General features: G+C 50.3%; 20 protein-coding genes. 7 read left to right on the forward strand and 13 right to left on the reverse strand.

Going from position 1 to position 22,476, the window contains the following annotated elements; translation table 11 throughout:
- The first annotated feature begins 27 nt into the window (after positions 1 to 27).
- The gene (locus EOE67_RS06030; protein ID WP_127698137.1) at positions 28 to 1,170 is read left to right on the forward strand and encodes a response regulator; all 1,143 of its coding nucleotides are present in this window, start codon (positions 28 to 30) and stop codon (positions 1,168 to 1,170) included.
- A 28-nt stretch (positions 1,171 to 1,198) separates the two neighbouring features.
- On the opposite strand, the gene EOE67_RS06035 is transcribed toward EOE67_RS06030, so the two are convergent.
- The 10 genes from EOE67_RS06035 to EOE67_RS06080 all read right to left on the reverse strand — a co-directional run bounded on the left by EOE67_RS06035 (position 1,199) and on the right by EOE67_RS06080 (position 10,018).
- Positions 1,199 to 1,453, reverse strand: coding sequence for a superinfection immunity protein (locus EOE67_RS06035; RefSeq protein ID WP_127698138.1), 255 nt, complete (start codon positions 1,451 to 1,453; stop codon positions 1,199 to 1,201).
- A 322-nt stretch (positions 1,454 to 1,775) separates the two neighbouring features.
- Complete coding sequence (locus EOE67_RS06040; RefSeq protein WP_127698139.1) at positions 1,776 to 2,537, reverse strand: LytR/AlgR family response regulator transcription factor; 762 nt, start codon at positions 2,535 to 2,537, stop codon at positions 1,776 to 1,778.
- Positions 2,530 to 3,681 (reverse strand): sensor histidine kinase, encoded by a 1,152-nt coding sequence (locus tag EOE67_RS06045; RefSeq protein ID WP_164852232.1) that lies wholly within the window; start codon positions 3,679 to 3,681, stop codon positions 2,530 to 2,532. Before EOE67_RS06045 ends, EOE67_RS06040 begins: the two co-directional genes overlap by 8 nt.
- On the reverse strand, positions 3,674 to 4,909 hold the full coding sequence (locus tag EOE67_RS06050) for an ABC transporter permease (RefSeq protein ID WP_127698141.1): 1,236 nt from the start codon (positions 4,907 to 4,909) through the stop codon (positions 3,674 to 3,676). The genes EOE67_RS06045 and EOE67_RS06050 overlap by 8 nt, the downstream gene beginning before the upstream one ends.
- A gap of 1 nt (position 4,910) precedes the next feature.
- Entirely contained in the window at positions 4,911 to 5,642 is a 732-nt protein-coding gene (locus EOE67_RS06055; protein ID WP_127698196.1) for an ABC transporter ATP-binding protein, read from the reverse strand.
- Positions 5,642 to 6,793, reverse strand: a complete 1,152-nt coding sequence (locus tag EOE67_RS06060; protein WP_127698142.1) for an efflux RND transporter periplasmic adaptor subunit — start codon at positions 6,791 to 6,793, stop codon at positions 5,642 to 5,644. The genes EOE67_RS06055 and EOE67_RS06060 overlap by 1 nt, the downstream gene beginning before the upstream one ends.
- A gap of 93 nt (positions 6,794 to 6,886) precedes the next feature.
- Positions 6,887 to 7,579 (reverse strand): YIP1 family protein, encoded by a 693-nt coding sequence (locus EOE67_RS06065; protein WP_127698143.1) that lies wholly within the window; start codon positions 7,577 to 7,579, stop codon positions 6,887 to 6,889.
- A gap of 224 nt (positions 7,580 to 7,803) precedes the next feature.
- Positions 7,804 to 8,505, reverse strand: a complete 702-nt coding sequence (locus EOE67_RS06070; RefSeq protein ID WP_127698144.1) for a DUF4097 family beta strand repeat-containing protein — start codon at positions 8,503 to 8,505, stop codon at positions 7,804 to 7,806.
- 183 nt (positions 8,506 to 8,688) lie between these two features.
- On the reverse strand, positions 8,689 to 9,261 hold the full coding sequence (locus EOE67_RS06075; RefSeq protein WP_240652726.1) for a lytic transglycosylase domain-containing protein: 573 nt from the start codon (positions 9,259 to 9,261) through the stop codon (positions 8,689 to 8,691).
- A 190-nt stretch (positions 9,262 to 9,451) separates the two neighbouring features.
- Positions 9,452 to 10,018, reverse strand: coding sequence for a YkvA family protein (locus EOE67_RS06080; RefSeq protein WP_127698146.1), 567 nt, complete (start codon positions 10,016 to 10,018; stop codon positions 9,452 to 9,454).
- 244 nt (positions 10,019 to 10,262) lie between these two features.
- Between EOE67_RS06080 and EOE67_RS06085 the strand changes: the two genes are divergently transcribed.
- Complete coding sequence (locus EOE67_RS06085) at positions 10,263 to 11,003, forward strand: M24 family metallopeptidase (RefSeq protein ID WP_127698147.1); 741 nt, start codon at positions 10,263 to 10,265, stop codon at positions 11,001 to 11,003.
- On the opposite strand, the gene EOE67_RS06090 is transcribed toward EOE67_RS06085, so the two are convergent.
- Positions 11,000 to 12,553, reverse strand: a complete 1,554-nt coding sequence (locus EOE67_RS06090) for a response regulator (RefSeq protein ID WP_164852233.1) — start codon at positions 12,551 to 12,553, stop codon at positions 11,000 to 11,002. The genes EOE67_RS06085 and EOE67_RS06090 overlap by 4 nt on opposite strands.
- Positions 12,554 to 12,882: 329 nt before the next feature.
- On the opposite strand from EOE67_RS06090, the gene ahpC reads away from it, so the two are divergent.
- Positions 12,883 to 13,446 carry an alkyl hydroperoxide reductase subunit C gene (ahpC, locus tag EOE67_RS06095; protein WP_127698149.1) on the forward strand — a complete coding sequence of 188 codons (564 nt, stop codon included), beginning with the start codon at positions 12,883 to 12,885 and terminating at the stop codon, positions 13,444 to 13,446.
- Between the two features lie 270 nt (positions 13,447 to 13,716).
- Positions 13,717 to 15,258, forward strand: a complete 1,542-nt coding sequence (ahpF, locus tag EOE67_RS06100) for an alkyl hydroperoxide reductase subunit F (RefSeq protein WP_127698150.1) — start codon at positions 13,717 to 13,719, stop codon at positions 15,256 to 15,258.
- Positions 15,259 to 15,372: 114 nt separating this feature from the next.
- On the opposite strand, the gene EOE67_RS06105 is transcribed toward ahpF, so the two are convergent.
- The gene (locus tag EOE67_RS06105; RefSeq protein WP_127698151.1) at positions 15,373 to 17,082 is read right to left on the reverse strand and encodes a cation:proton antiporter domain-containing protein; all 1,710 of its coding nucleotides are present in this window, start codon (positions 17,080 to 17,082) and stop codon (positions 15,373 to 15,375) included.
- A 304-nt stretch (positions 17,083 to 17,386) separates the two neighbouring features.
- Positions 17,387 to 18,004 carry a TetR/AcrR family transcriptional regulator gene (locus EOE67_RS06110; RefSeq protein WP_127698152.1) on the reverse strand — a complete coding sequence of 206 codons (618 nt, stop codon included), beginning with the start codon at positions 18,002 to 18,004 and terminating at the stop codon, positions 17,387 to 17,389.
- A gap of 222 nt (positions 18,005 to 18,226) precedes the next feature.
- Here EOE67_RS06110 and EOE67_RS06115 point away from each other — a divergent pair, with 222 nt between their 5' ends.
- The 3 genes from EOE67_RS06115 (at position 18,227) to EOE67_RS06125 (ending at position 22,328) form a co-directional block, all read left to right on the forward strand.
- The gene (locus tag EOE67_RS06115) at positions 18,227 to 19,309 is read left to right on the forward strand and encodes an MBL fold metallo-hydrolase (protein WP_206099460.1); all 1,083 of its coding nucleotides are present in this window, start codon (positions 18,227 to 18,229) and stop codon (positions 19,307 to 19,309) included.
- A gap of 132 nt (positions 19,310 to 19,441) precedes the next feature.
- Complete coding sequence (locus EOE67_RS06120; RefSeq protein WP_240652727.1) at positions 19,442 to 21,625, forward strand: protein-disulfide reductase DsbD family protein; 2,184 nt, start codon at positions 19,442 to 19,444, stop codon at positions 21,623 to 21,625.
- A 58-nt stretch (positions 21,626 to 21,683) separates the two neighbouring features.
- The gene (locus EOE67_RS06125; protein ID WP_338069028.1) at positions 21,684 to 22,328 is read left to right on the forward strand and encodes a redoxin family protein; all 645 of its coding nucleotides are present in this window, start codon (positions 21,684 to 21,686) and stop codon (positions 22,326 to 22,328) included.
- Positions 22,329 to 22,476 lie beyond the last annotated feature (148 nt).

Consider the following 22,476-nt stretch of genomic DNA (forward strand, 5'->3'; position numbering starts at 1 on the left):
CACAATGAAGTTATGGAGCAATGTCAGATGGACAACCCAGTCAAGACAAAACCGACCGTTCTGGTGGTGGACGACACGACCGATAACCTGATGTTAATGAACGCTTTATTAAAAGATTTGTATCGGGTAAAGGTCGCCAATAGCGGCCAAAAAGCATTGCAGATTGTCGCTGCTGTTGATAAACCAGATTTGATTTTGCTGGATATTATGATGCCGGAGCTGGACGGCTTTGAAGTCTGTCGCCGGTTAAAAGCCGATCCACAACTGGCCACCATTCCGGTGATTTTCCTGACCGCCAAAGTGGCGGTCGAAGACGAAGAGCTAGGTTTTTCGCTCGGCGCCGTCGATTTTATCAGCAAACCGATCAGCCCACCGGTGTTGTTGGCGCGGGTGAAAACCCAGTTAGCGATGAAAAGCCACGTCGATTTTTTGCGCGACAACAATGCGTTTTTACAGGCCGAAGTGGAAAAACGCACCCAGGACGTGTTGGCGATCCAGGATGTGACTATTTTGGCGATGGCGTCGCTGGCAGAAACCCGGGATTCCGACACTGGCAATCATATTCGCCGTACCCAATATTATGTCAAAGTGCTAGCGCAGCAGTTGCGCCACCATCCGAAGTACGCGGCGGTACTGAATGACGAAACCATTAGTTTGCTTTATAAATCAGCACCTTTGCATGATATTGGTAAAGTCGGGATCCCAGACAGTATTTTATTAAAACCCGGCCGTTTTGTTGGGAACGAGTTCGAAATTATGAAAACTCATACCACGTTAGGCTGGAATGCCATTGAATATGCAGAAAAAGCTTTGGGCGCGCCGGTGGCATTTTTGCGACTGGCCAAAGAAATTGCTTTGTATCACCAGGAAAAATGGGACGGCAGCGGCTACCCGGAAGGGTTGGCCGGTGAAGCCATTCCGCTGTCGGCGCGGTTAATGGCGCTGGCCGATGTGTATGATGCGTTGATCAGCCGCCGGGTTTACAAAGACGGCATGCCCCATGAAAAGGCCCGGCTGATTATTCTTGATGGCCGTGGCAGCCATTTTGATCCCGATATTGTTGATGCCTACATTGCGGTGGAAGATCAATTTGTTGAGATTGCATTGCGTTACGCCGACACCGATGAAGAGTTGCAGGTTAAAGCGGCACAAATTAGCCGCTTGGGTTAGCCTGTCTCAGCTAGGGGCACAGCTGCGATTAGACCTGCGGTTCAACCGGCGTGGCAGTTTTCTTCTGCCACAGGTTGCCGGTCACCGCCCAGACAATACAACCACCCCAGGCAATAAACGACATGCCAGCCGGGACGTTGGCAATGGCGATATACTTCAACTGCTTACGATTAAAAAACGCCGCCAGAATAGTGGGTAAAAACCAAATCACCAGCATCAAGGGTAAAAACCATAACCAAAATCCAAGTCCTTGTTGTTGCAATGTGTTGATGATGTCTTGCATAGCGGTGGTCCTTTTTGTGTGTTTGAAGGGGCTTGCTGTTGGGATCAGATTAAGGCTATGCGCGGCTTTACCAGCTAAAAAAGTGATGTTTGGTGAAAATAGGGGTTAAACGGTTGGTTTTGCCACAAAAACGTGTGACGGCAGCAACGGTTGGTTGCTTAAGGCAGATATACGCACCCCACAGTAGGGCGTCACTCACCGCGACAGCGGTAGTGCGCCGGCTTGTTGATACGAATTTCCGTGTGGGATCCGACATCCGGCGGACTAGCCTTCGGCTGAGTCGCGCACTACAGGTGGTTACTCAAGTCGTCATCTACACCCATCAAAATGTCCCAAAAGTCTGTTTCAAACTCTGCATTTGCCGGCGGCTGACTTCTATTTCGGCGCCGTCTTTGAGGATGGCGAGCATGGTGCCGCTGCCGATGCCGGGTTCGAGTTGTTTGATGGCGTCGAGGCGGACGATATCGGCGCGGCTGGCTTTGAAGAAAAATTGTGGATCGAGCCGGCTTTCGATTTTTGACAGCGAGCTGTGCAGGTAAGTTTTGCCAAAGCTGGTGTAGACGGCGGTGTGGTTGCCGATGCTTTCAAAACGGCTGATTTCGTTCAGACGCACGATCCGGTTCAGTTCGCCGAATTTTAGTAACAGGCCATGTTGATCGGGTAAATAATTCTCCGGGATCGCAGCAGACTGAGTAGGCGCGGAAGCCTGTTGTAGCTGGTTTTGTTCAGGTAATTCCAGCGGCCGGTAACGCTGTAAGGTTTTAGCCAACCGCGCCGGATCTAAAGGTTTCACCAGATAATCCAGCGCATTCAGTGCAAAAGCGTCCAGAGCGAAACTGTTAAAAGCAGTGCAAAACACAAACTGTAGCGAGCTATGCAAGCTAGCTGCGAGTTCCAGGCCAGACACTTCCGGCATCTGAATATCCAGAAACACTAAGTCGACGTCCAGTTTATCCAGCAGCTCGCGAGCCTCTGCCGCACTGGCTGCTTCGCCAACAATTTCAATAGTTGGGTGAACACTGAGCAGCCGTTTTAATTCGGCGCGCGCCAGTCGTTCGTCATCCACGATCAGAGTTTTAATCATACTGCAGCTCCAGCGTCACCAAAAACTGACCTAAACCTTGTTTTGGTTCGGTGATATTGGTGGTTAAGGTATTTTCGCCAGGCATCAAAACCAGGCGTTGGCGTAAATTCGCAAGGCCAGTCTGAGTGCCGGCTTGCTGGCTTTGATGGCGGTAGCTGTTTTGCACTTCCAACCGCCAGCGGCTGGCGGATAGTTGCAAACTACTGATCCGCAGCACCCCGGGTTGTTGATTCGGACTGATGCCATGTTTAACCGCATTTTCCACCAGCGTTAACAAACTTAAAGTTGGAATTTGTTGTTGCCACAGTTGCTCGGCAAAATCGAGCTGCACTTGTAGCCGTTGTTCTAACCGCACTTGTTCAATCGCCAGATAACGCTGGGCGATTTGCCATTCTTCCGCCAGGCTCGACAGCGGCCGCAAATGGGCTTGTAGGTGAGTGCGGAACAATTCGGACAGCTGAGTGACGGTTTCGGCGGCTTTATCACGGTCTTCGTAAATCAAAGCGCGGATGCTGTTAAAGGCATTAAATAAAAAGTGCGGGCTTAGTTGATTGGTCAGCTGCTGCAACTGGGTTTGTTGCATCTGAATTTGCATTTGTTTTTTACTTTTAATACTTTGCCACATCACATAAGCCATTGCCCAGGTGGCAAAGACCACGGCCTGGTTAAAGCCGCCAATCAGCAACGTCGTGCCGGTGTCGAGTCGCATCTGATGTTCACCTTCGGCCGACGTAAACACCATACTGCTAAAATCGGTCAGTTTCAGCAGCGGAATTTTGCCATAACCGTACGAAAGCAGCATGCTCAGCACACCCAACACATAAAGCCAGACGACAAGCTGTACCAGTTCCCAGCCAAACCGGCCTTGTGGAATAAAGGTCAGCTTGAGGTAGGGCCGTAGCAAAAAATGACAACACAGAATTAACGTGGTGGTATCAAGCACTCCACGCAGCAATACCGCCAGTTGGGTACGAAAACTGCTGTCGACAAACATCGCCTGCATTACACTGTAATACACCGCGAAGGCCAGTACGAAGGTCACCAAAGTCACCATTTTGTATTCGCGGCTGGCCTGCAGACTCACCTGCCAGAACGGCCGGAACTGCTGCCAGAGGCTGACTTTCTGCGCTGCATTGTTATTCATAACGTAAGGCATCTATCGGTTGTAATCGGGCCGCTTTGACCGCCGGAGCTAAGCCAAATACCAATCCAATCAAGCTGGTAAAGCCAAACGATAACCCAATTGCCCATAGTGGCACCAGTGCGCCCGGCATCGAAGGCAGCGAAAAAGCGATGATTGCGGCAAATAAATAACCCAGCATCAACCCGAGCACCCCACCAAACAACGACAACACCAGTGCTTCGACCAAAAACTGCAGCAGAATAAACTGCGGCGTCGCGCCCAGTGCTTTGACAATACCAATTTCACGGGTACGTTCGGTTACGGACACCAACATGATATTCATCACACCAATGCCACCGACTAACAAGCTGATACTGACCACACCGGCGGCGACGGCGGTAATTGAATTAAACACCGTATCCAGCTGTTGTTTGGTTTTTTCGGCACTGACAAATTCAAAATGATCCGGCGCCTCGCTGGCCAATTTTGCGCGGTGGCGAAGTAATTGGCGAATTTGCTGTTCGATTAGCTTGGGATCAGCATCGGCTTTGGGGCGGTAGCTGATTTCCACCATTAAATTATCTGGGCCATTCAGCGCTTTGGCGGTACTGAAAGGGGTGATGATGTAATTATCCTGATCAAAGCCAAACAGGCTGCCACGCTTTTCCGCCATGCCAATCACCCGGAACCAGTCGCCGGATAAATTGATGTATTGGCCAATCGGATTGGCCGGCATTTGTAGCTTTTTCGCCACAGTCGCGCCGATAAAAGCCACCCGGCGGCGTTTGTTATCGTCTTGTTCTGATAAAAACCGGCCTTGCTGCGGATACACCCGCACCACATTCTGATAGCTGCTGTCGGCGCCAATCAGCTGGGTTTGGGTGCTGTTGCGGCCATAACCGACACTCAGCCCCATACTAAAGGCTGGCATCGTTGCCGTAATGTCTTCGATATTTTTCACTCTGGACTTTAACAGCAGATAATCTTCATCGCGCAGCTTGTTGCGAAAACCGAGCAGTTCCTGCTCTGGGGTGGTGTAAGCGCGGATAGTCACCATGTCGCTGCCTAAATCATCGAGCTGACCGCGGATACTGGAACTTAAACCGTTCATCACCGCGACCACGGTAATCACTGATGCCACCCCAATGATAATGCCGAGCGTGGTGAGTGAACTGCGCAGCGCATGGGCGCGAATTGACTGCAATGCGGCGCGGCTACCTTCAAGTAAAGCGTGCAAAAAGTGCTGCATATCAAACCCTTAACTTATCAGGATGCGGACTGTTGCGACTATCCGCTGCCAGTTTGCCATCAATCAGTCGGATCACCCGCTGACAATGATCGGCAATGTCCTGCTCGTGCGTTACCAAAATGATAGTGTGGCCCTGGGCATGTAAATCATCAAATAACTGCATGATATCGCTGGTGGTTTTGCTGTCTAAATTGCCGGTCGGTTCATCGCCGAGCAAAATTGCTGGCTCGGTCACCAAAGCGCGGGCAATCGCCACCCGCTGCCGCTGGCCGCCGGATAATTGATTCGGCAGATGACCGGCTTTGTCGCTCAGACCCACTTTGGCCAGCGCCGCTTTGGCTTTCGCTTCACGTTCACGCCACGGCATCAACCGGTACACCAGCGGCTGCATCACGTTTTGCAGTGCAGTCATTCTTGGTAATAAGTTAAAGCTCTGAAAAATAAAGCCCACCTGATGATTTCTAAGGATCGCAAGCTGCGTTTCATCCAGCTCTGCGACTTTGTGGCCAGCCAGTTGATAATGGCCCTGACTTGGCATATCCAGGCAGCCCAGCACATTCAGTAACGTCGATTTACCCGAGCCGCTGGGGCCAATAATCGCCACATATTCGTTTTGCCGGATCTGCAGGCTCAGTTCACGCAAGGCGTAAAAAGTTTCATCCGCCATCTGATAACTTTTGCCGATATCGCAAAGGTCAATTACCACCGGCTGCTCATTTGCTGCGATGGCCATCATAAGGTCAGCTCCGTGACTTTGACTTTGCTGCCATCGGTCAGGCCGCTGATGACGCGGGCAGGGCCGGTGACGACTTCCTGGCCTTCGGCTAAACCGTCGATAATGGCTTGGGCGGTGTCGGTGGCCAGGCCAGTTTTGACCGTCGTTTTGTGAGCAACCCCATCTTTAACCGTCCAGACAAAATTGTTGTTGTCTTTTTTCTGCACCGCAGCCAGCGGCACCGACAAGGTGTTTTCAAGGCGGGCAGTCAGTAATTCTGCACGGCAACTAATCCCTGGGTGCAAACCGGCGATGGTTTGATCCAAAAGTACTTTCACCCGAAACGACAAGGCCTGACTTTGCCCAAGCAATCGCGCTGAGCTACCAATCGCAATCACTTTGCCGCTAATCGCTTGGTCGGTATTGGATGCTGCAAAAACAGTGGCGGTTTGGCCGATGCTAATAGCGTTGATATCGGCTTCGTCAACCCGCAGTTCGGCCAGAATGGCGCTGGGGTCGGCTAACGTCATTAAATCCGAGCCAATAATATTGGTAGTGCCCGGGATCACGGTTTCACCCGGTTTCACATCAACCGACACCAGCAACCCGGCAATCGGCGCCCGGAATTCGGTTTTTTTCAGCGCATCTTCGGCCATCAATAAACTTGCAACACTTTGGGTGAGTTGCGATTTGGCGGCGGTAATGGCGATTTGGGCAATCTTCACTTCGCTTTTCAGTAAATCGACCGTTTCCACCTGCACCAGTTTTTTGCGCAGCAATTGCTGCTGCCGATCCAATTGTCGCTGCAAGTTAGCGAGCGCCGCTTCCGTGCTTTGAATTTCGATGTTGGAGCGATTGACCATCGCCTGCGCTTTGGTCACTTCTGCCTGATAAGCGGTCGGATCAAGGCGCAATAACAGCTGATCTTTTTCGACTTGCTGACCTTCTTCGACCAGCACTTCGGCTACCCGGCCGGTCAGTTCCGAGCGAATTTGAATTTGGGTGTTGTACACCAGATTGCCGGACGCCAGGATACTGTCGTCCAACTGGCCGATGCTGGCTTTGGCGATGTTCACTTCCAGCTGTTGTTTGCCGGCGCGGTATTGTGAAAAGGCAATCAGGCCGGCTAAACCTGCCACAATCAGGCCAATTTTAATGAATTTATGCATAACGCCAATCCTTGTACAAATCTGGGCGGAGTGTGTTTGGTGATTTCGAAAACAAAGCCCGGCGCGTTAAAGCTACCGGGCTGGCGTTGTTGATTACACCAACAGCGCCCAAATTCCGAAGATTAAAACTGTGGGCAGCGCAGCAAAGAGGGCCGCTTTCACGGTGCTGAAGTTACACCACTGTTTTAAGCCGACGGCCGTCACGGCAATTTGCCACAACATAAACAGGCTAAAGGCTTCGGCCCAGGTGTAAAATGGCGCGCCAATCGGTAATTGCAGCAGTAACTGATTCAGCGATGCATAGTTGGCAGTGGCCAGTGGTAAGTTTGGGCTATCGGCGAATAACACCAATAAAATCAGTGCAATGGCATTTAATTGCATTGGCATTTGGCTCCAGACACTAAAGCCAAACCAATCCTGATAGCGAAAATCGCCACTCATCTTGCTGATTAAATGCAGGTAACCGGCCAGGATGGCATTCATCAGCAGGAGCATTAACGGCCCGCTGACCGCAGCAATGATCGCGGTGTAAGGAGCCGTTTGCGCCATCACAGCCCGGGTTTGTTCGATTTCGGCCGGCGTTAAATCACCAGCCTGCAGCAGTTGTTGTTCCACCAGCCATTCTGGCGACATGCCCTGATAAAACAGGTAAAACGCCAACGCGGTTAACAGCATCTGGCCGATCAGCAACAGCAGATTGCCGCCGCTACCCCGTAAATTGGCAAAGGCCTGGCTTGGCGCGATAAAAATGTCGAGTAGCGAAGTGCGGATTGCAGAAGTTGTCATCGATATGTCCTTATTCAGTGTTAGCGGTATTGAGGGTTAGCGGTTGCTGGCAAACACTGTAAATAACGGGTAACGTTGACGGGGAATAAAAGTGAATAACGGTAAAAAAAGCGGATAAATGGTTGGAATGGCGGATGTACTGAATTCTTTTATTAAAGGTCTTCGCAGTGAGTGGCAACGGATGACGCTTGCTGCGAAGACCAAATTTAGGTTGGCGCGGCGTTTTAATCTTTGGCAATCGACACCGGACCATTGATTTGGTCAAGATCCAAATCGCCGGAGCCGGCATCGGTGATGGTCAGGCCGGCGGTGCGCACGACGCTGATATCACCTGAGCCGTCGTTGATGCTGACGATGCCGCCAATCTGGTCAATCTCCAAATCACCAGAGCCATCTTCGACGCTCACAGCTCCAGCAATATTTCGGACAAACACATCGCCAGAGCCATCATCGAGTCGCAGCGAATTGCCACCGTTAATGCGAAGTTCGCCAGAGCCATCGGTGACGTGCAATGCGCCGGTTAAGCCTTCAATCACCGTGTCACCAGAGCCATCGTCCAGTACCAGACCAAAATTGGTCGGCACTTTTACAATCAGATCGATATAAGGGCTGTTGCCGTTGACAAAACTACTGGGCAAACTTGCATGCAACTGGGCGTTGTTGCCTTGTGCCTGCAAACTGATATCGGCGTTCATGCCGTCGTAGCTATGAATTTCAGCAACCACTTCGATGGTTGTTCTGCCGGCTTCGCCTTGAATGAGCAAAGAACCGGCACCGGTTGAAGCGACCAGTTGCGTCAGCGCTGATGCTTCCAGTTCAAAACGTTTGGTACTGTGTTGGTCAGGGCTGTTGCCGCCGCCGCCAACGTGGATCACGCAACCGCTTAAGATGGCTGCAGTACAAAAAGCTAATAAAGTCGTTTTCATCGAAGAAGTCCTGAAATAGGTAAATGCTGAATTGCAGTCAATCTTGGCAATAATAGTGCCATAAAAATTATTTATATAATTCAGTTGTTTACATTTTAATGTTGGCTATCAGCTGGTCGTTGCAGCCAAAAAGTTGGTCGATTTGACCAACAATTAACTGACTGATAAACCACGCTTTCCACATCAACCCCGGTGTTGTGTGGTGGTTGCCAGTACACTGCGATACCGTTGCAGCAGAATTTGCACCCGTTTGACATAGGCTTTGGTTTCGGCGTAAGGCGGAATACCGGCGTACTTACTGACAGTGCCAGGCCCGGCGTTATAAGCGGCACTCGCCAAAGCGATATCACCTTGATAACTTTGCAGTAATTTCGCTAAATAGGCACTGCCGCCGAGAATATTGGCGTGACTGTCAAAACTGTTTTTTACGCCTAAGTCTTTGGCGGTCTTGGGCATCAGCTGCATCAGGCCCCGTGCGCCTTGTCTGGATAAGGCATCGGCTTTAAAGCCTGATTCGGCGTGGATCACCGCCCGGATCAATGCCGGCTCCAGCTGATGTGCCGCTGCCGCCTCGCTGATACTATGCTGATATTCCGCCAGAAATAATCGGGTATTCGACCAGTTGACGGTCGATGTCGGATTACAGGCGTAACAATCAAATTTTACTAAGCGGTAAGGGCGGTTCAGCGGTTGTCGATCCGAAAACGCCACCACGCCGTTGGTCTGGGTGTATTGATAGACTTTGTCTGCCGCCATTGCAGGCGCCGCACCCGTTAACACTAGCACGACAAGAGTGACAACAGAGGGTACCCAAGGTGTGAGTGAAAAAAAGTGACGGCTCATAACAGATTTTCAGCCAATAACCTGATGTTTTAACATTGAAGGTAGCGGATCCGCCAAATAAAAACAGGAACCGCTAAGGGTTCCTGTTGGTCCGTCAGCAGGATTAACCACCTGGCCGGAAAATAGAACGGAAACCACCACCGCCGCCACTGCGACGTTCGGCACGACGACGGCGCATCCACAGGAACAGTTCCTGTTTTTTCGTTTCCAGCCAGTCAGCTTTGCTTGGGCTGGTTTCTGCGCCACGGCGAGCAATTTCAGCAGCACGGAATTTGCAAAATTCGTCATAAGCCTGAATATCATCAGCCAGCGATTGAGCCACTAACTCAATCATGATGGCGTCATCGAGAAAACCCAGCACCGGCACATGGTCAGAAATCAGGTCTTCTGGTTTGGCAAAATAGGCCAGCGCACTCAGCACTTCGGCCGTTTCTTCGTCCGTCAGATCCCATTCTTTGTCTTCAACCAGCGCGACCAGTTGCTGTAATTTCAGGATCCGGCTGGCCATAAATTCTGGCACTTTACCATCTACATCCTGTGCCAGCTTTTTAGAGGCCGCTAAAATCTGTTGTTGATTTAAGCTGGATACCGCACCTTGGGTTTTGGCCATGATTTGACGGAAATAATCTAAATCCGGTTCTTGTAATTCAAAAGTGATAGACAGTGACATGTTGGTGTTCCCTTTTTTCCTGGAATAAATAATTATTAGCGTCTGAGTATAAGTAAATTTATCAAAGGCAAACAAGTGCTAAATGCTTGACTTTTTTAACACCGAATTCGCTTTCCAGCCGAAAAAAACGCCGGTCGGCGCTGAATAGGCGACTGTGCGGGGAAGGATGTATTGCTGATGGCTAGTCGTTGGCATTACCTTTACCACAACAATTTGAAATAAAACCAGATTTAGGGATCCAATCATGGAAGTAATCAGCAATTATCCAGCGCCAGAACAAGTGGGACCGGCCTTTTCAGTCGACTTCATGCGTGTGGCGCAACATCATTCCTGGGCTGTGTTGTCGCAAATCGCTGCGGCGATCAAACCTGGGATGACCGAAGCCATCGCCAGGCAGCTTGCCAAAGATTTGTTACAACAATCCGGTGTCGAGCGGTTATGGCACCCGGTGATTATCCGTTTTGGGCAGAATACCTGCAAAATTTACAGTGAGCCTTCGGAAAAAGACACGGTTCTGCAAGAAAACGATATTTTTTTCATTGATTTAGGTCCGGTTTATGGTGGGCATGAAGGCGATGTTGGCGCTACTTTTGTGGTCGGAAATAACACTGAGCAGCAACAATGCGCCACCGCAGCACAGCAGTTATTTGAGCGGGTTCGGCGGCACTGGCTGGTTGCGCAATGTTCCGGTAGCGAATTGTATCAGTTTGCTGAACAACAAGCGGCGGCACTCGGATATGAGCTGAATCTGGCAATTAAAGGCCACCGGCTCTGTGATTATCCGCACAAGCTTTATGCTGGTGGTAATTTGGGGGATTTTGACGGTACCCCAAGGCCGGGCGTCTGGGTGCTGGAAATTCAGATTAAGCACCCAACCTTGCCGATTGGCGCCTTTTATGAAGATGTTTTACTTCAGGAAAGCGTTTTACTGGATGAGGTTGATTTACTTGATAAATCTGTGTCGCCTGCTGTTATACAGAGCTAAAGTTGCGTTGCTGGCAGAGTAATGCCGCGGAATTTACGCAGGCCTAATTGGCGCATCAGCAGGTGGAGCTGTTGCAGATAGTCCGGCTGATCCGGCGCCATTTTTGCCGCGGCCTGATACATTTTGGCGGCCAGTTTAAAATCCTGTTGCTGCTGATGTCGTTGTGCCATGGTGGCATAGGCAGCAGCGCGATGTTGTGGTGAAATAATGAAATCAAAAGCATGCCGGTGTAAACAGCCGGCAAACACTCTGGCACTGTTGTCCAGCATCTGATCAAAGACTTTATTGGCTTCAAACAAAAAGTCAAAAGCGCGTTCTGGTTGCTCTAATCCGGCATAGACGACTGCCGCATGGCACAACATCGACACCGACATCTCCGGTACCTGCAGTTGCTGTTGTTGTTGCAATAAATAGAGCTGCGCGCTGTCGACGCCTTGTTCAAATTTCATCAAGTGGGTTCTGATCAGTAACACAGCTGCGGCGATTTGAGTGACATCTTTATCGTCTTCGATTTGTTGCAACAGTTGTTTCAGTTGGATCAGCAGCACTGGTTTTTTCAGTGGATCCTGATTTAACGTCAGCAATAACAATAATGACCGCGCCTGGGCGATCGACAACTGCAAAAATAGCAATCCTTTACCGGCAAGGCGGCGTTTTCGTTCAATAAATTCAATAGCTTGTTCAGTTTTTCCGGCCAGGATCAACACCATATGAACCAACCGCACCATTTTCATTGACATGCCGACATTGGGTATTTTGACCGCGACCTGGAGTGCTTTGTCATAATCCAATTGCTGAATGGCCAGATAAATTTGCCAGATTTCACGCCGCTCAGCGTACTTGGCCAGCTCTTCTGATCCATCCTGTAAAAAGGCTTCACAAGCGGCAATATCACCCCGTTCATAGCGAATTCGAAACAACGCCCACAAGGCCCAACCTTGCATCTCGGCAACCGGCGTTTTTAACAACGGCACTACGGTTTCATGTTTGTCCATGTCCAGCAGCAACTGAATTTTCAGTTTCAGCAGTAATTGTTGCAGATCGTCCGAAATAGGTTGTTGTCGGGTATGCAGCAATAACTTCAGTGCGTCGTTGTAGCGGCCGAGTCCGGCCAGGCTCAGAATGGGCTTTAACCAAACGCCGGACATCACATGCTGCTTCAGTTCGGCATCTAATTGTTTGATATTAAACGGGCGTGATAGGTATTCAATCTGATGATAGGGGTATTCAATGGCGTGCCGGGCCCGGTCGTTTTCCGCCGCTAACAACACCAATCGGGTGCGGTTGGGCAAAATACCGGCCATGATCAGTGCTTCGACAATTTCGGCGCCACTGCGCTGTTCTTCAATTTGATAATCCAGAAAAATGACGTCATAGCTGAGTTTTTCTTTGCTATTGAGCAATTCTTCGACATTGGATTTGCTGGTCAGCTTTTTAATGCCCAGACTGTGCAACATCTGTTTGATCAGGTGCAGCAGATCCTGGTCTGATTCAATCACCAGCACCTGTAAATCAAACAGTTTTGCCAAATCTAACTTCAGCTGAGTCAAGCCATATCCCCAAATTAGAAAAACCGGCAGTCTGTCAAAAATAGCTACCAAATTCAGTGAGTAATTGTAAGCTAGCTTAGAACTAAATCCAAAACAGTGCAAAATGCGCTGGTGATCTGCAGGCTTCAACCTTTATGATTGGCGCGCGAAGCAGGGTAGAGCAGTAGCATGCCCCATGCTTTGGTTAGAAATTGACTTTTTAATTCATTTTATCGATTAATGGCATTGATTTTATTCGTTATGACGAATTGTCATGCTCGGCTACTATGCTTTCAACGCAACGGCTTTTGTATTGAAGCCCCTTATTCAACACAACATGGAGAAGACAAATGTCTATCATCAACAGCAAAGTAAAACCTTTTAACGCTCAGGCTTTCCATCAGGGTAAATTTGTTTCTGTATCTGACAAAGATTTAATCGGCAAATGGTCAGTGGTTGTGTTCTACCCAGCTGACTTCACTTTTGTGTGCCCAACTGAATTAGGCGACCTGGCTGACTTCTATCCTAAGTTCCAGGAAATCGGCGTTGAAGTGTACTCAGTCTCTACTGACACCCATTTCACTCACAAAGCGTGGCACGATGCTTCTGAAACTATCAAAAAAATCAACTACCCAATGGTTGCTGACCCAACGGGCACCATCACTCGTAACTTCGACGTGATGATTGAAGAAGAAGGTTTGGCGCTGCGTGGTACTTTCGTGATTAACCCGGAAGGCGAAATCAAAGTTGCTGAAATCCATGACCTGGGTATTGGCCGTTCAGCTTCTGAACTGTTCCGTAAAGTTCAGGCTGCTCAGTACGTTGCAAACCACGACGGCGAAGTTTGCCCGGCTAAATGGACTCCAGGTGAAAAAACTCTGGCGCCATCACTGGATCTGGTTGGTAAAATCTAAGCTGCTGCCGCAGGCTTTGAATCAAGTGTGTTGAAGCAATAGTTTTAAATACTAGTGTTAAATGCGACGGTTTCGAAGCAAAACGCATCAATTGAAAAGGTCGGACATGGTCCGGCCTTTTTGCATTTAACAAAGGTCCTTTATTAGGGTTTAATCGAATATATTGATTGGTTATATTTGTTTTATTCGTTATTTATGTTTGATTGTTTTGGTTATGATGGCTTTATCGAATTCAGAAAAAATTAACACCCAAATTTAGAGGAATCACCCATGTTAGATGCCAACCTGAAAAACACTTTGCGTAGCTACCTGCAGAATTTAAAAACGCCGGTCGAGCTGTCGTTAGCCGTTGATCAAAGCGAAAAAGGTCAGGAATTGAAGGCATTAGCGCTGGATATCGCGACTTTATCGGATCTGATCCTGGCGACCGATAACCCAACCGCCAAACGGGTCCCTTCGATGCTGGTGCGCTCGCAAGCTAAAGGCACCGAAATTACCTTCGCCGGTGTGCCGATGGGTCATGAATTTACCTCTTTAGTGCTGGCCTTGTTGCACTCCGGCGGTCACCCAATCAAAGAAGACGCGGCGGTGCTGCAGCAAATTGCGCAGCTGGAAGGTGAATTCCAATTTGATATGTACATCTCACTAAGCTGCCAAACCTGTCCGGAAGTGGTGCAGGCGCTGAACATGATGGCGGCGGTGAATCCAAACATTAAAACCAACATGATTGATGGCGCGGTGTTTGGCAATGAAGTCGCAGCGCGCAACATTATGGCGGTGCCAACGGTATTTTTAAACGGTGAGCAATTCTCGCAAGGCGCCATCACGCTGACCAACATTCTGAACAAAGTCGATAGCTCTGCCGCCAGTCGTCAGGCCGAAGCGCTGGCGAAAAAAGACAATTTTGATGTGTTAGTGATTGGCGGCGGCCCAGCTGGCGCAGCAGCAGCCATTTATTCAGCGCGTAAAGGCTTAAATACCGGCGTATTGGCTGAACGTTTTGGTGGCCAGGTAGCGGATACGGTGGGGATTGAGAACTTTATTTCAGTCAAAGAAACCGAAGGTCCAAAGCTGGTCGCGAATTTAGAAGCCCATGTGCGGCAGTATGAAGTCGACATTATGAATAGCCAGAAAGCGGTGAAACTGTCGCAACATGAACTGTTTGAAGTGGAACTTGCCAATGGTGCGGTACTGAAATCAAAAACTGTCATTCTTTCAACCGGCGCCCGCTGGAGAGAAATGAATGTGCCGGGTGAAAAAGAATACCGTGGCCGTGGCGTGGCATATTGCCCACACTGTGATGGCCCGTTATTTAAAGGCAAACGGGTAGCGGTGATTGGTGGTGGTAACTCGGGTATTGAAGCGGCCATCGACTTAGCCGGTATCGTTGAGCACGTCACAGTACTTGAATTTGATAGCAAATTACGCGCTGACGCGGTACTGGTGAAAAAAGCCAATTCAATGGGCAATATTGACATCATTCTGAACGCGCAAAGCACTGAAGTTTTAGGCGATGGCAATAAAGTGACCGGTATTAACTTCACGGACCGCGTCAGCGGTGAAGCGAAACATGTCGCACTGGCAGGTATTTTTGTGCAAATCGGTTTGGTGCCAAACACTGAATGGTTGCGTGGAGTGGTGGAATTAACGCCACGCGGTGAAATTATCGTCGACGGTCATGGTCAGACATCGCTCAAAGGTGTGTTTGCAGCTGGGGATGCCACCAACACGCCATTTAAACAAATCATTATTGCGATGGGTTCAGGCGCAACGGCATCACTCGGTGCTTTTGATTACCTGATCCGGAACTAAGTTTAGAAAATTCAACCAAGGCTGGACATAAAGTTCAGCCTTGGATTGTTATCACAATAGCGTGGGTGGTGCTAGTCGCCGATAGCCTGTAGCTGATAGCCTTTGGCCAATAGTTTAATGCTCGGCAACAATCGCTGGTTTGAAATGCAGCATCGTCGCGGCAATCATGCTGTGTGCCAATTCATCTTCCCCTAAAAACACTTGCCCCAATTGTTCTTTTTCGAGCAGCGCCACTTCATCTTCGTTGTGCGTGCGCAGGATCACCTGAATCGCCGGATTCACCAATCGGGCGCTATGAACGGTTTTACGCACATCAATGGTTTCCGGCGTGGCAATCACCAACACCGCCGCATGCAGAATATGCGCCTGGATCAACACATCAACGTCGGTGGCATCGCCGAATACGGCCGGTACGCCCGTTTGCCGCAGTTGTTCTACCCGGTCGTGATTTTTATCGGCAACGACAAAAGGAATACCCTGCTTGGTTAAACCTGCAGCTATCCGGCGACCGACCCTGCCATACCCGACCAATACCACCTGATTTTCCAGATACTTACGATCGGTATCCATCGGTAATTCACTGAACGGATCGGCGCGGCTGTCCAGACGACGTGCTAATTGCGAACGTTTTAACACCCACTTATTTAACGGCGATACCATTGCAAACACCAATGGATTCAGCGCAATCGACAATAAGGCGCCTGCCAGGATCAAACTCATGCCCTGTGCCGGTAGTAAACCGAGTGTCATGCCAAGCCCCGCCAGAATAAATGAAAATTCGCCAATCTGGGCCAGGCTGGCTGCAACCGTCAGCGCTGAATTCAGCGGATAACGGAACAACAGCACCAACACAAGAGCGGCCAGAAACTTACCCAGCACGATGATCGCAAGCACGATCAGCACATGCAGCGGTTGTTCAATTAACACCGCAGGCTCGAATAACATGCCAACGGCGGCGAAAAACAACACCGAAAATGCATCCCGCAGCGGCAATGACTCTTCTGCTGCACGGTGGCTGAATTCTGATTCGCGGATCACCATGCCCGCAAAAAATGCCCCAAGTGCAAAAGACACGTGGAACAATACCGACGCGCCGTAAGCGATACTGATGGCACCGGCGATAACGGCCAAGGTAAAGAGTTCCCGCGAACCGGTGCTGGCGACTTGCCACAATAACCAGGGAAATACTTTGCGACCGACCACCAACATCAGCACCACAAAAGCCACCACCTGCAGCAGCGTCTGAGTGATGGTCCACCACAACGGACCTGCGTCAGCACCGGTCGGCGCAGTGCCTCCCAATAAAGTTGCCAAAGGTGGCAGCAATACCAGCACCAATACGGTGGCTAAATCTTCAACCACCAGCCAGCCAACGGCGATCTGACCGTTCCGGCTTGCCAGAATGCCCTTCGCTTCCAGTGCCTTTAACAACACTACGGTGCTGGCGCAGGATAAACACAAACCAAAAACCAGCGCCTCGCCAAAACTCCAATCCCAGCTGCGGGCGACAAAAAAGCCAAGTAAGGTCGCCAGGCTCATTTGCACCACCGCGCCAGGGATGGCGATATTCTTCACTGACATCAAGTCTTTGACAGAAAAATGCAGGCCAACCCCAAACATCAGCAACATCACGCCAATTTCCGATAACTGGGATGCGATATGCATGTCAGCGACATAACCAGGAGTCGCCGGGCCGATGATAATACCGGCCAGCAGATAGCCAACCAGAGCGGGCAGTTTCAGGCGTACTGCAATCAGGCCCAGAATAAGTGACAGGCCAAAAGCGGCGGCAATAGTGGTGATCAGGGAGACGTTATGTTCCATGCAGAGTCCTCAGGGTATACGCCTGTTACAGGGACCTGAAACTATAAAATCACCTGTGTATCCATGGGGTTGTATACACAGTGACTGCATTCACAGCAACTCAGGTTTGGTGAGACTTGAGTGGTAAGAAATAGTTCTGCGTCCAGCGAGTGGCTGGAGTAGCGCAGAAATTACGGCGAAATTTTATTCTGCCAGTCAACTCTTTAATAGTCAATAGTTATGAAAAACGATTTCATTATTCCATAAAGGGATTAAAAACGGCCGATATCGACCGGCAATCAACTGACCGCGGTTGCTTACACTGCTATTTTTTGACTTGATACAGCGCCAAAAACATCGCTACGTTACTGTCGATAATCTGTTGTTGCTGCGCATCATAACTACCAAGCTGAAACACTTTGGGCCAAAACGAAAAGGTTTTAAATAGCCCCCAGAATTGCGATGCGGCCAGTTTTAAATCGGGGATCTGGAGCATACCGGCGCCAATCGCTGCTTTGAGCCAGCTTTCCAGGCCACCTTCTTGCTGTTCCAGTTGCGTCATCGCCGCCACGGCGCGCTCCGGTTGGCGGATATATTCGGCCATCACCACCCGGGCTAGTTCAATAAAATCGTCCTGCTGATAATAAGCCCAACTTTGGCGGGCAATTTGCGCCAGTTGATCGGCGAGTGGCCGCTTGGCATCAAAGGGCACTGTCGCTGCGGATTTGCTGCGTGACCACAACAAAACTGTGGCCTGCTCAAACAAAATTTCTTTACTGGCGAAGTGGTTGTATACAGTGCGCTTAGATACCTGCGCCAACTCCGCGATGGCGTCCATACTGGCGCCGCCAAAACCACAACGCTGAAATTCCGCCACTGCCGCATCGAGCACTGCCTGACGTTTTTGTTCAGAACGACTTTGTGTCACAACAACTTGCACCATGATGTCCCCGGTCTATTTGATCAATGCGAATGAGCACACTGAATAAGCACTTGGAAAATTGTACACTAACGAGTTTACTTTTGCATTTTCATGTGTAAACTACACTGTGTAGTTTACTTTTGTTTGTGGAATTCCACCGTGCAAAAAAGCAAGTTTAAAACTTTTTTCATCAACAAATCAAAGCTGTGGTTCTGGCTCGGATTAAGCCTTGGAGGCGCAATCATGTTCAAATCTGTGTGTTGGCAACAAAATGCTGAAATGGCGCAGCCGGTGCGTGGGCCATTTAAAAACCAGGCCGCCAAAGTCGACAGCGGCGATGGCAAAATTGGTGCGATTTTGTGGCGTTATCTAACCGAAACCGTGGCCGATAAAACACCGGCACAGGTGCTACCCGTGCAACGGATGCAATTACCGGCGCAAGCGGGTGCAGACGATCGGCTATATAAAATCAGCCACTCCACCGTATTGCTGCAGCTGAATAGTCATTATTGGCTGCTGGATCCGGTGTTCTCCAAACGGGCATCACCCAGCCAGTTGGTGGGACCAGCGCGGTTTCATTCGTTACCGCTTGAACTTGCAGAAGTACCTGAACTCGCTGGCATTATCATTTCGCACGACCACTACGATCATCTGGACAAAGCCAGTATTCAGGCACTCGAAGCGCGAACCGCCTTGTTTATCGTGCCGCTGGGTGTTGATCAGCATCTGCGCGACTGGGGCGTCCCGGCTGCGAAAATTGTTGCGCTGGATTGGTGGCAGCAGCATCAAAGCAAAGGCGTCACTTTTACCGCCACACCCACCCAGCATTTTTCTGGCCGTGGTTTGTTTGATAAAAACCAAACCTTGTGGGCATCCTGGGCGATTAAAACCGACCAGCTGAATTTATATTTCAGCGGCGATTCTGGTTATTTCTCGGGTTTTGCCGAAATTGGCCGAAGATTAGGGCCTTTTGATCTGACATTGATTGAAACCGGTGCTTATGACGATATGTGGTCTGATATCCATATGCAGCCAGAGCAATCGCTGCGCGCGCATCTGGATTTACGCGGCAAGGTGATGATCCCGGTGCATAACAGCAGTTTTGATTTGGCGATGCACCCCTGGTACGAGCCGCTGCTGCGCTTGAGTGTGGCGGCGTCGGCCTATCAGGTGCCGTTATTAACACCGATGTTTGGTCAGCCGGTGTTGTTGTCGGAGTCTGCCAAGATTAACCAGGCCGAGCCTGTGACGGAGCAGTGGTGGCGGCAGTTATTGCCGGCTGAAGTCACCGCAGCCGACGAGATCCTATTGCCACAAAGCTTGTAACAGCCGTTGTTTTGAACCGCACTGAGGCAGAATGCTGCTCTGGTGCGGTTGATGACTGCGGGATCACCGATCGATGGTGGAGGAATTTCGTACACTAACTATCCTCACATCTTCAATACAGGTTGGTCTGGCTTGACTAGAAGATCGGCAGTTGTCGCGACATTCCGCTGGCTGCAGCAACGGTTTTTGCCGTGGCTGTGTTTGTTATGGTGCAGTGTGGCAGCAGCTTCCAGCAGCGGCTGGGTGCAAAGTACCCACTTAAAAGCCGAGCTGGTCAGCGAATATCGTCAGTTGCAACCGGGCCAGACCGTAACGCTGGCGCTAAATACTCAACATGAACCGCATTGGCATAGTTACTGGTTAAACCCAGGCGATTCCGGGCTTGCCACCACCATTAACTGGCAATTGCCGGAAGGTGTCAGCGCTGGTGCTATCCAGTGGCCAACACCGAAACTCATCAAAGTTCCGCCGCTGGTGAATTATGGTTACGAAGATCAAAGTATTTTACTGACCGATCTTCAGATCCCAGCTGATTTTACTGGCGAAAGTCTGGTTATTGTCGCCACCGTCGATTGGTTGGTGTGTCAGGAAATTTGTATTCCGGCGACCGCCAGCTTCAGTCTGACACTGCCAGTCGCAGCCAATGCAGAAGTTTCTACTGCCGCCAGCGCTTTGTTTGTAACAGCAAGGCAAGCGTTGCCACAGGCGTTGACGGTGGTGGGGCGATATCAAATGCAGGATCAGTCGTTTTCTGCGGTGATTGAGCTGCCACAAGACCTTCAAGTCAACGCATTTTTTGTGGGCAGCGGTGAAATTGTTGACCACGCCGCCAATCAACAAATGCACTACCAGCCAGGGCGCGGCGAACCAGGTCAGCTGACGCTACGACAACCGCAAAATACTTATTTTAGTCAGGCTCCGACGGAGTTGCCGCTGGTACTGATCACCGCCAGCGGTGCCAAACAGCTGCTGTTGCACCATCAAACGGCGACATCACCGGCCATTGCTGCGAAGAGCACCCATACCTCACCGCCTCAAACATTCGCTCTGACCGAATTTGCGTTGATGTTGCTGTTTGCACTCGTGGGCGGGTTGATCCTGAATCTGATGCCCTGTGTGTTTCCGGTATTGTCGCTCAAAGCGCTCAGCTTATCGCGCGCCGGACAACAACTGGCCGCACAGCGCGCCGAAGCTTTGTGGTACAGCTTGGGCGTGGTGGTCAGTTTTGTAGCCCTGGCGGCGCTGCTGTTGTTGCTGCGCGCTGGTGGCGAAAGTTTAGGTTGGGGTTTTCAGTTGCAAAACCCGTTGTTGGTGGCGTTGCTGGCATTTTTATTGTTTGCGCTGGGTTTAAGTTTGTCTGGTTTGCTGCAGTTTGGGCTAGGGCTGATGAATAGCGGTCAACAGTTAACGCAACAAAGCGGCCATCGTGGTTCGTTTTTTACCGGTGTGCTGGCGGTGGTGGTGGCAAGCCCGTGCACTGCGCCAATGATGGGCACGGCATTGGGTTATGCCGCCACGCAATCGGCGCCGGTCGCCTTGTTGGTGTTTACTGCACTGGGTTTGGGTATGGCGCTACCGTTTTTATTGCTGGCAATGTGGCCGCAACTGTCGGCGAAACTGCCCAAACCCGGCTCCTGGATGGAGCAGCTAAAGCATTGGCTGGCGATACCCTTGTATCTGAGTGCGGTCTGGTTGCTTTGGGTGTATGGCCGGCAAACCAGTATTGATGCTTTGGCGCTGGCGTTATTGGGTTTGGTTGCTTTAGCTGTGGCGTGTTGGCAATGGGGTTTGGTGCAAGTAGCCAAGCAGCAAGGCAACAAAACATTGCTAAAGCAGGTGATTGCGTTAATCGCGTTGCTGTTGGCGCTGCTCAGTATCAGTCAACCTGAACTGCCGGCAACATCGGCGCAATCGAAAGACGGATCTGCAGTGTCGCAATCAAATTCAGAGCAGGGGGCGGCAGAAGCCTGGTCAGCAGTGCGGCTACAGGAGTTACGTGCCCAGGGCAAACCAGTACTGGTGAATATGACTGCAGATTGGTGCATTACTTGTCTGGTGAATGAACGGGTGGCGCTTAATACCGAGCAGAGTAAAGATGCGATGCAGCAGTATCAGCTGAGTTATCTCAAAGGCGACTGGACCAAACAAGATCCGGCCATTAGCGCCTATTTAAAACAATATGGCCGGGATGGGGTGCCGCTCTATGTGTTGTATTTTCCTGGGCAGGACGGCCAGGTGTTGCCGCAAATTCTGACACCCAACACACTTTCGGAAGTACTTGCTGCGGGGCCGCAGCAGTCCGGGCTTTCGCATTGACCGGCGATAGTTTTTCTCGATGATTTTTAACAGTGTTTTTTAATCAGGAGCTCAACAGATGATGAATCAGCTGAAAATACAACAATTTCAAGCAACAAGCCGTTTGATGTCCAAAGCAATTTTGGTTGCTGGTCTGAGTTTAAGCAGTACTTTGACCTTGGCGATGCCACAAGTCGGCCAGCCGGCGCCGGATTTCACCGTCGTCGATAGCCAGGGCAAGCAACATCAACTCAAAGATTTTGCCGGTAAAACGCTGGTGCTGGAATGGACCAATGACCAATGTCCGTTTGTAGTGAAACACTACAGCGGCAATATGCAGGCGCTGCAAGCTGAATTTACTGCCAAGCCCGATCAGGTGTGGCTGAGCGTGATTTCTTCAGCACCAGGTAAACAAGGCCATGTCAGCGCGGAAAAAGCCGATGAACTAACCAAGACCCGCAACGCCAAACCCACAGCAGTGGTATTCGACGAAACAGGCGCAGCCGGTAAAGCCTATGATGCCAAAACAACTCCGCATATGTACGTGATTGATAAAAATGGCATTTTGCAATATATGGGTGGCATTGACAGCATCCCGACCGCCAAAGTAGCAGATATCGCCAAAGCCACGCCACATTTTGCCAATGCTATGCGCGCGGTATTGGTGGGACAGGTGGTCAATCCGGCGGTAACCAAACCATATGGCTGCAGCGTGAAGTATTAAACTAAAGGTTTGGCCTACATCTGGAACTTGAGCAAACCACAGCTGGCCTGGGTTTGCTCACACTTGCTGATTTCGCAAAGCTGCCTATCAGTCACACGACTGAATACCCAATACCCTCAATCTAATACCATCAATCCGAAACCCAGCA

The sequence above is a fragment of the Rheinheimera riviphila genome (assembly GCF_004005945.1).
In the GTDB taxonomy this organism is placed as follows: domain Bacteria; phylum Pseudomonadota; class Gammaproteobacteria; order Enterobacterales; family Alteromonadaceae; genus Pararheinheimera; species Pararheinheimera riviphila.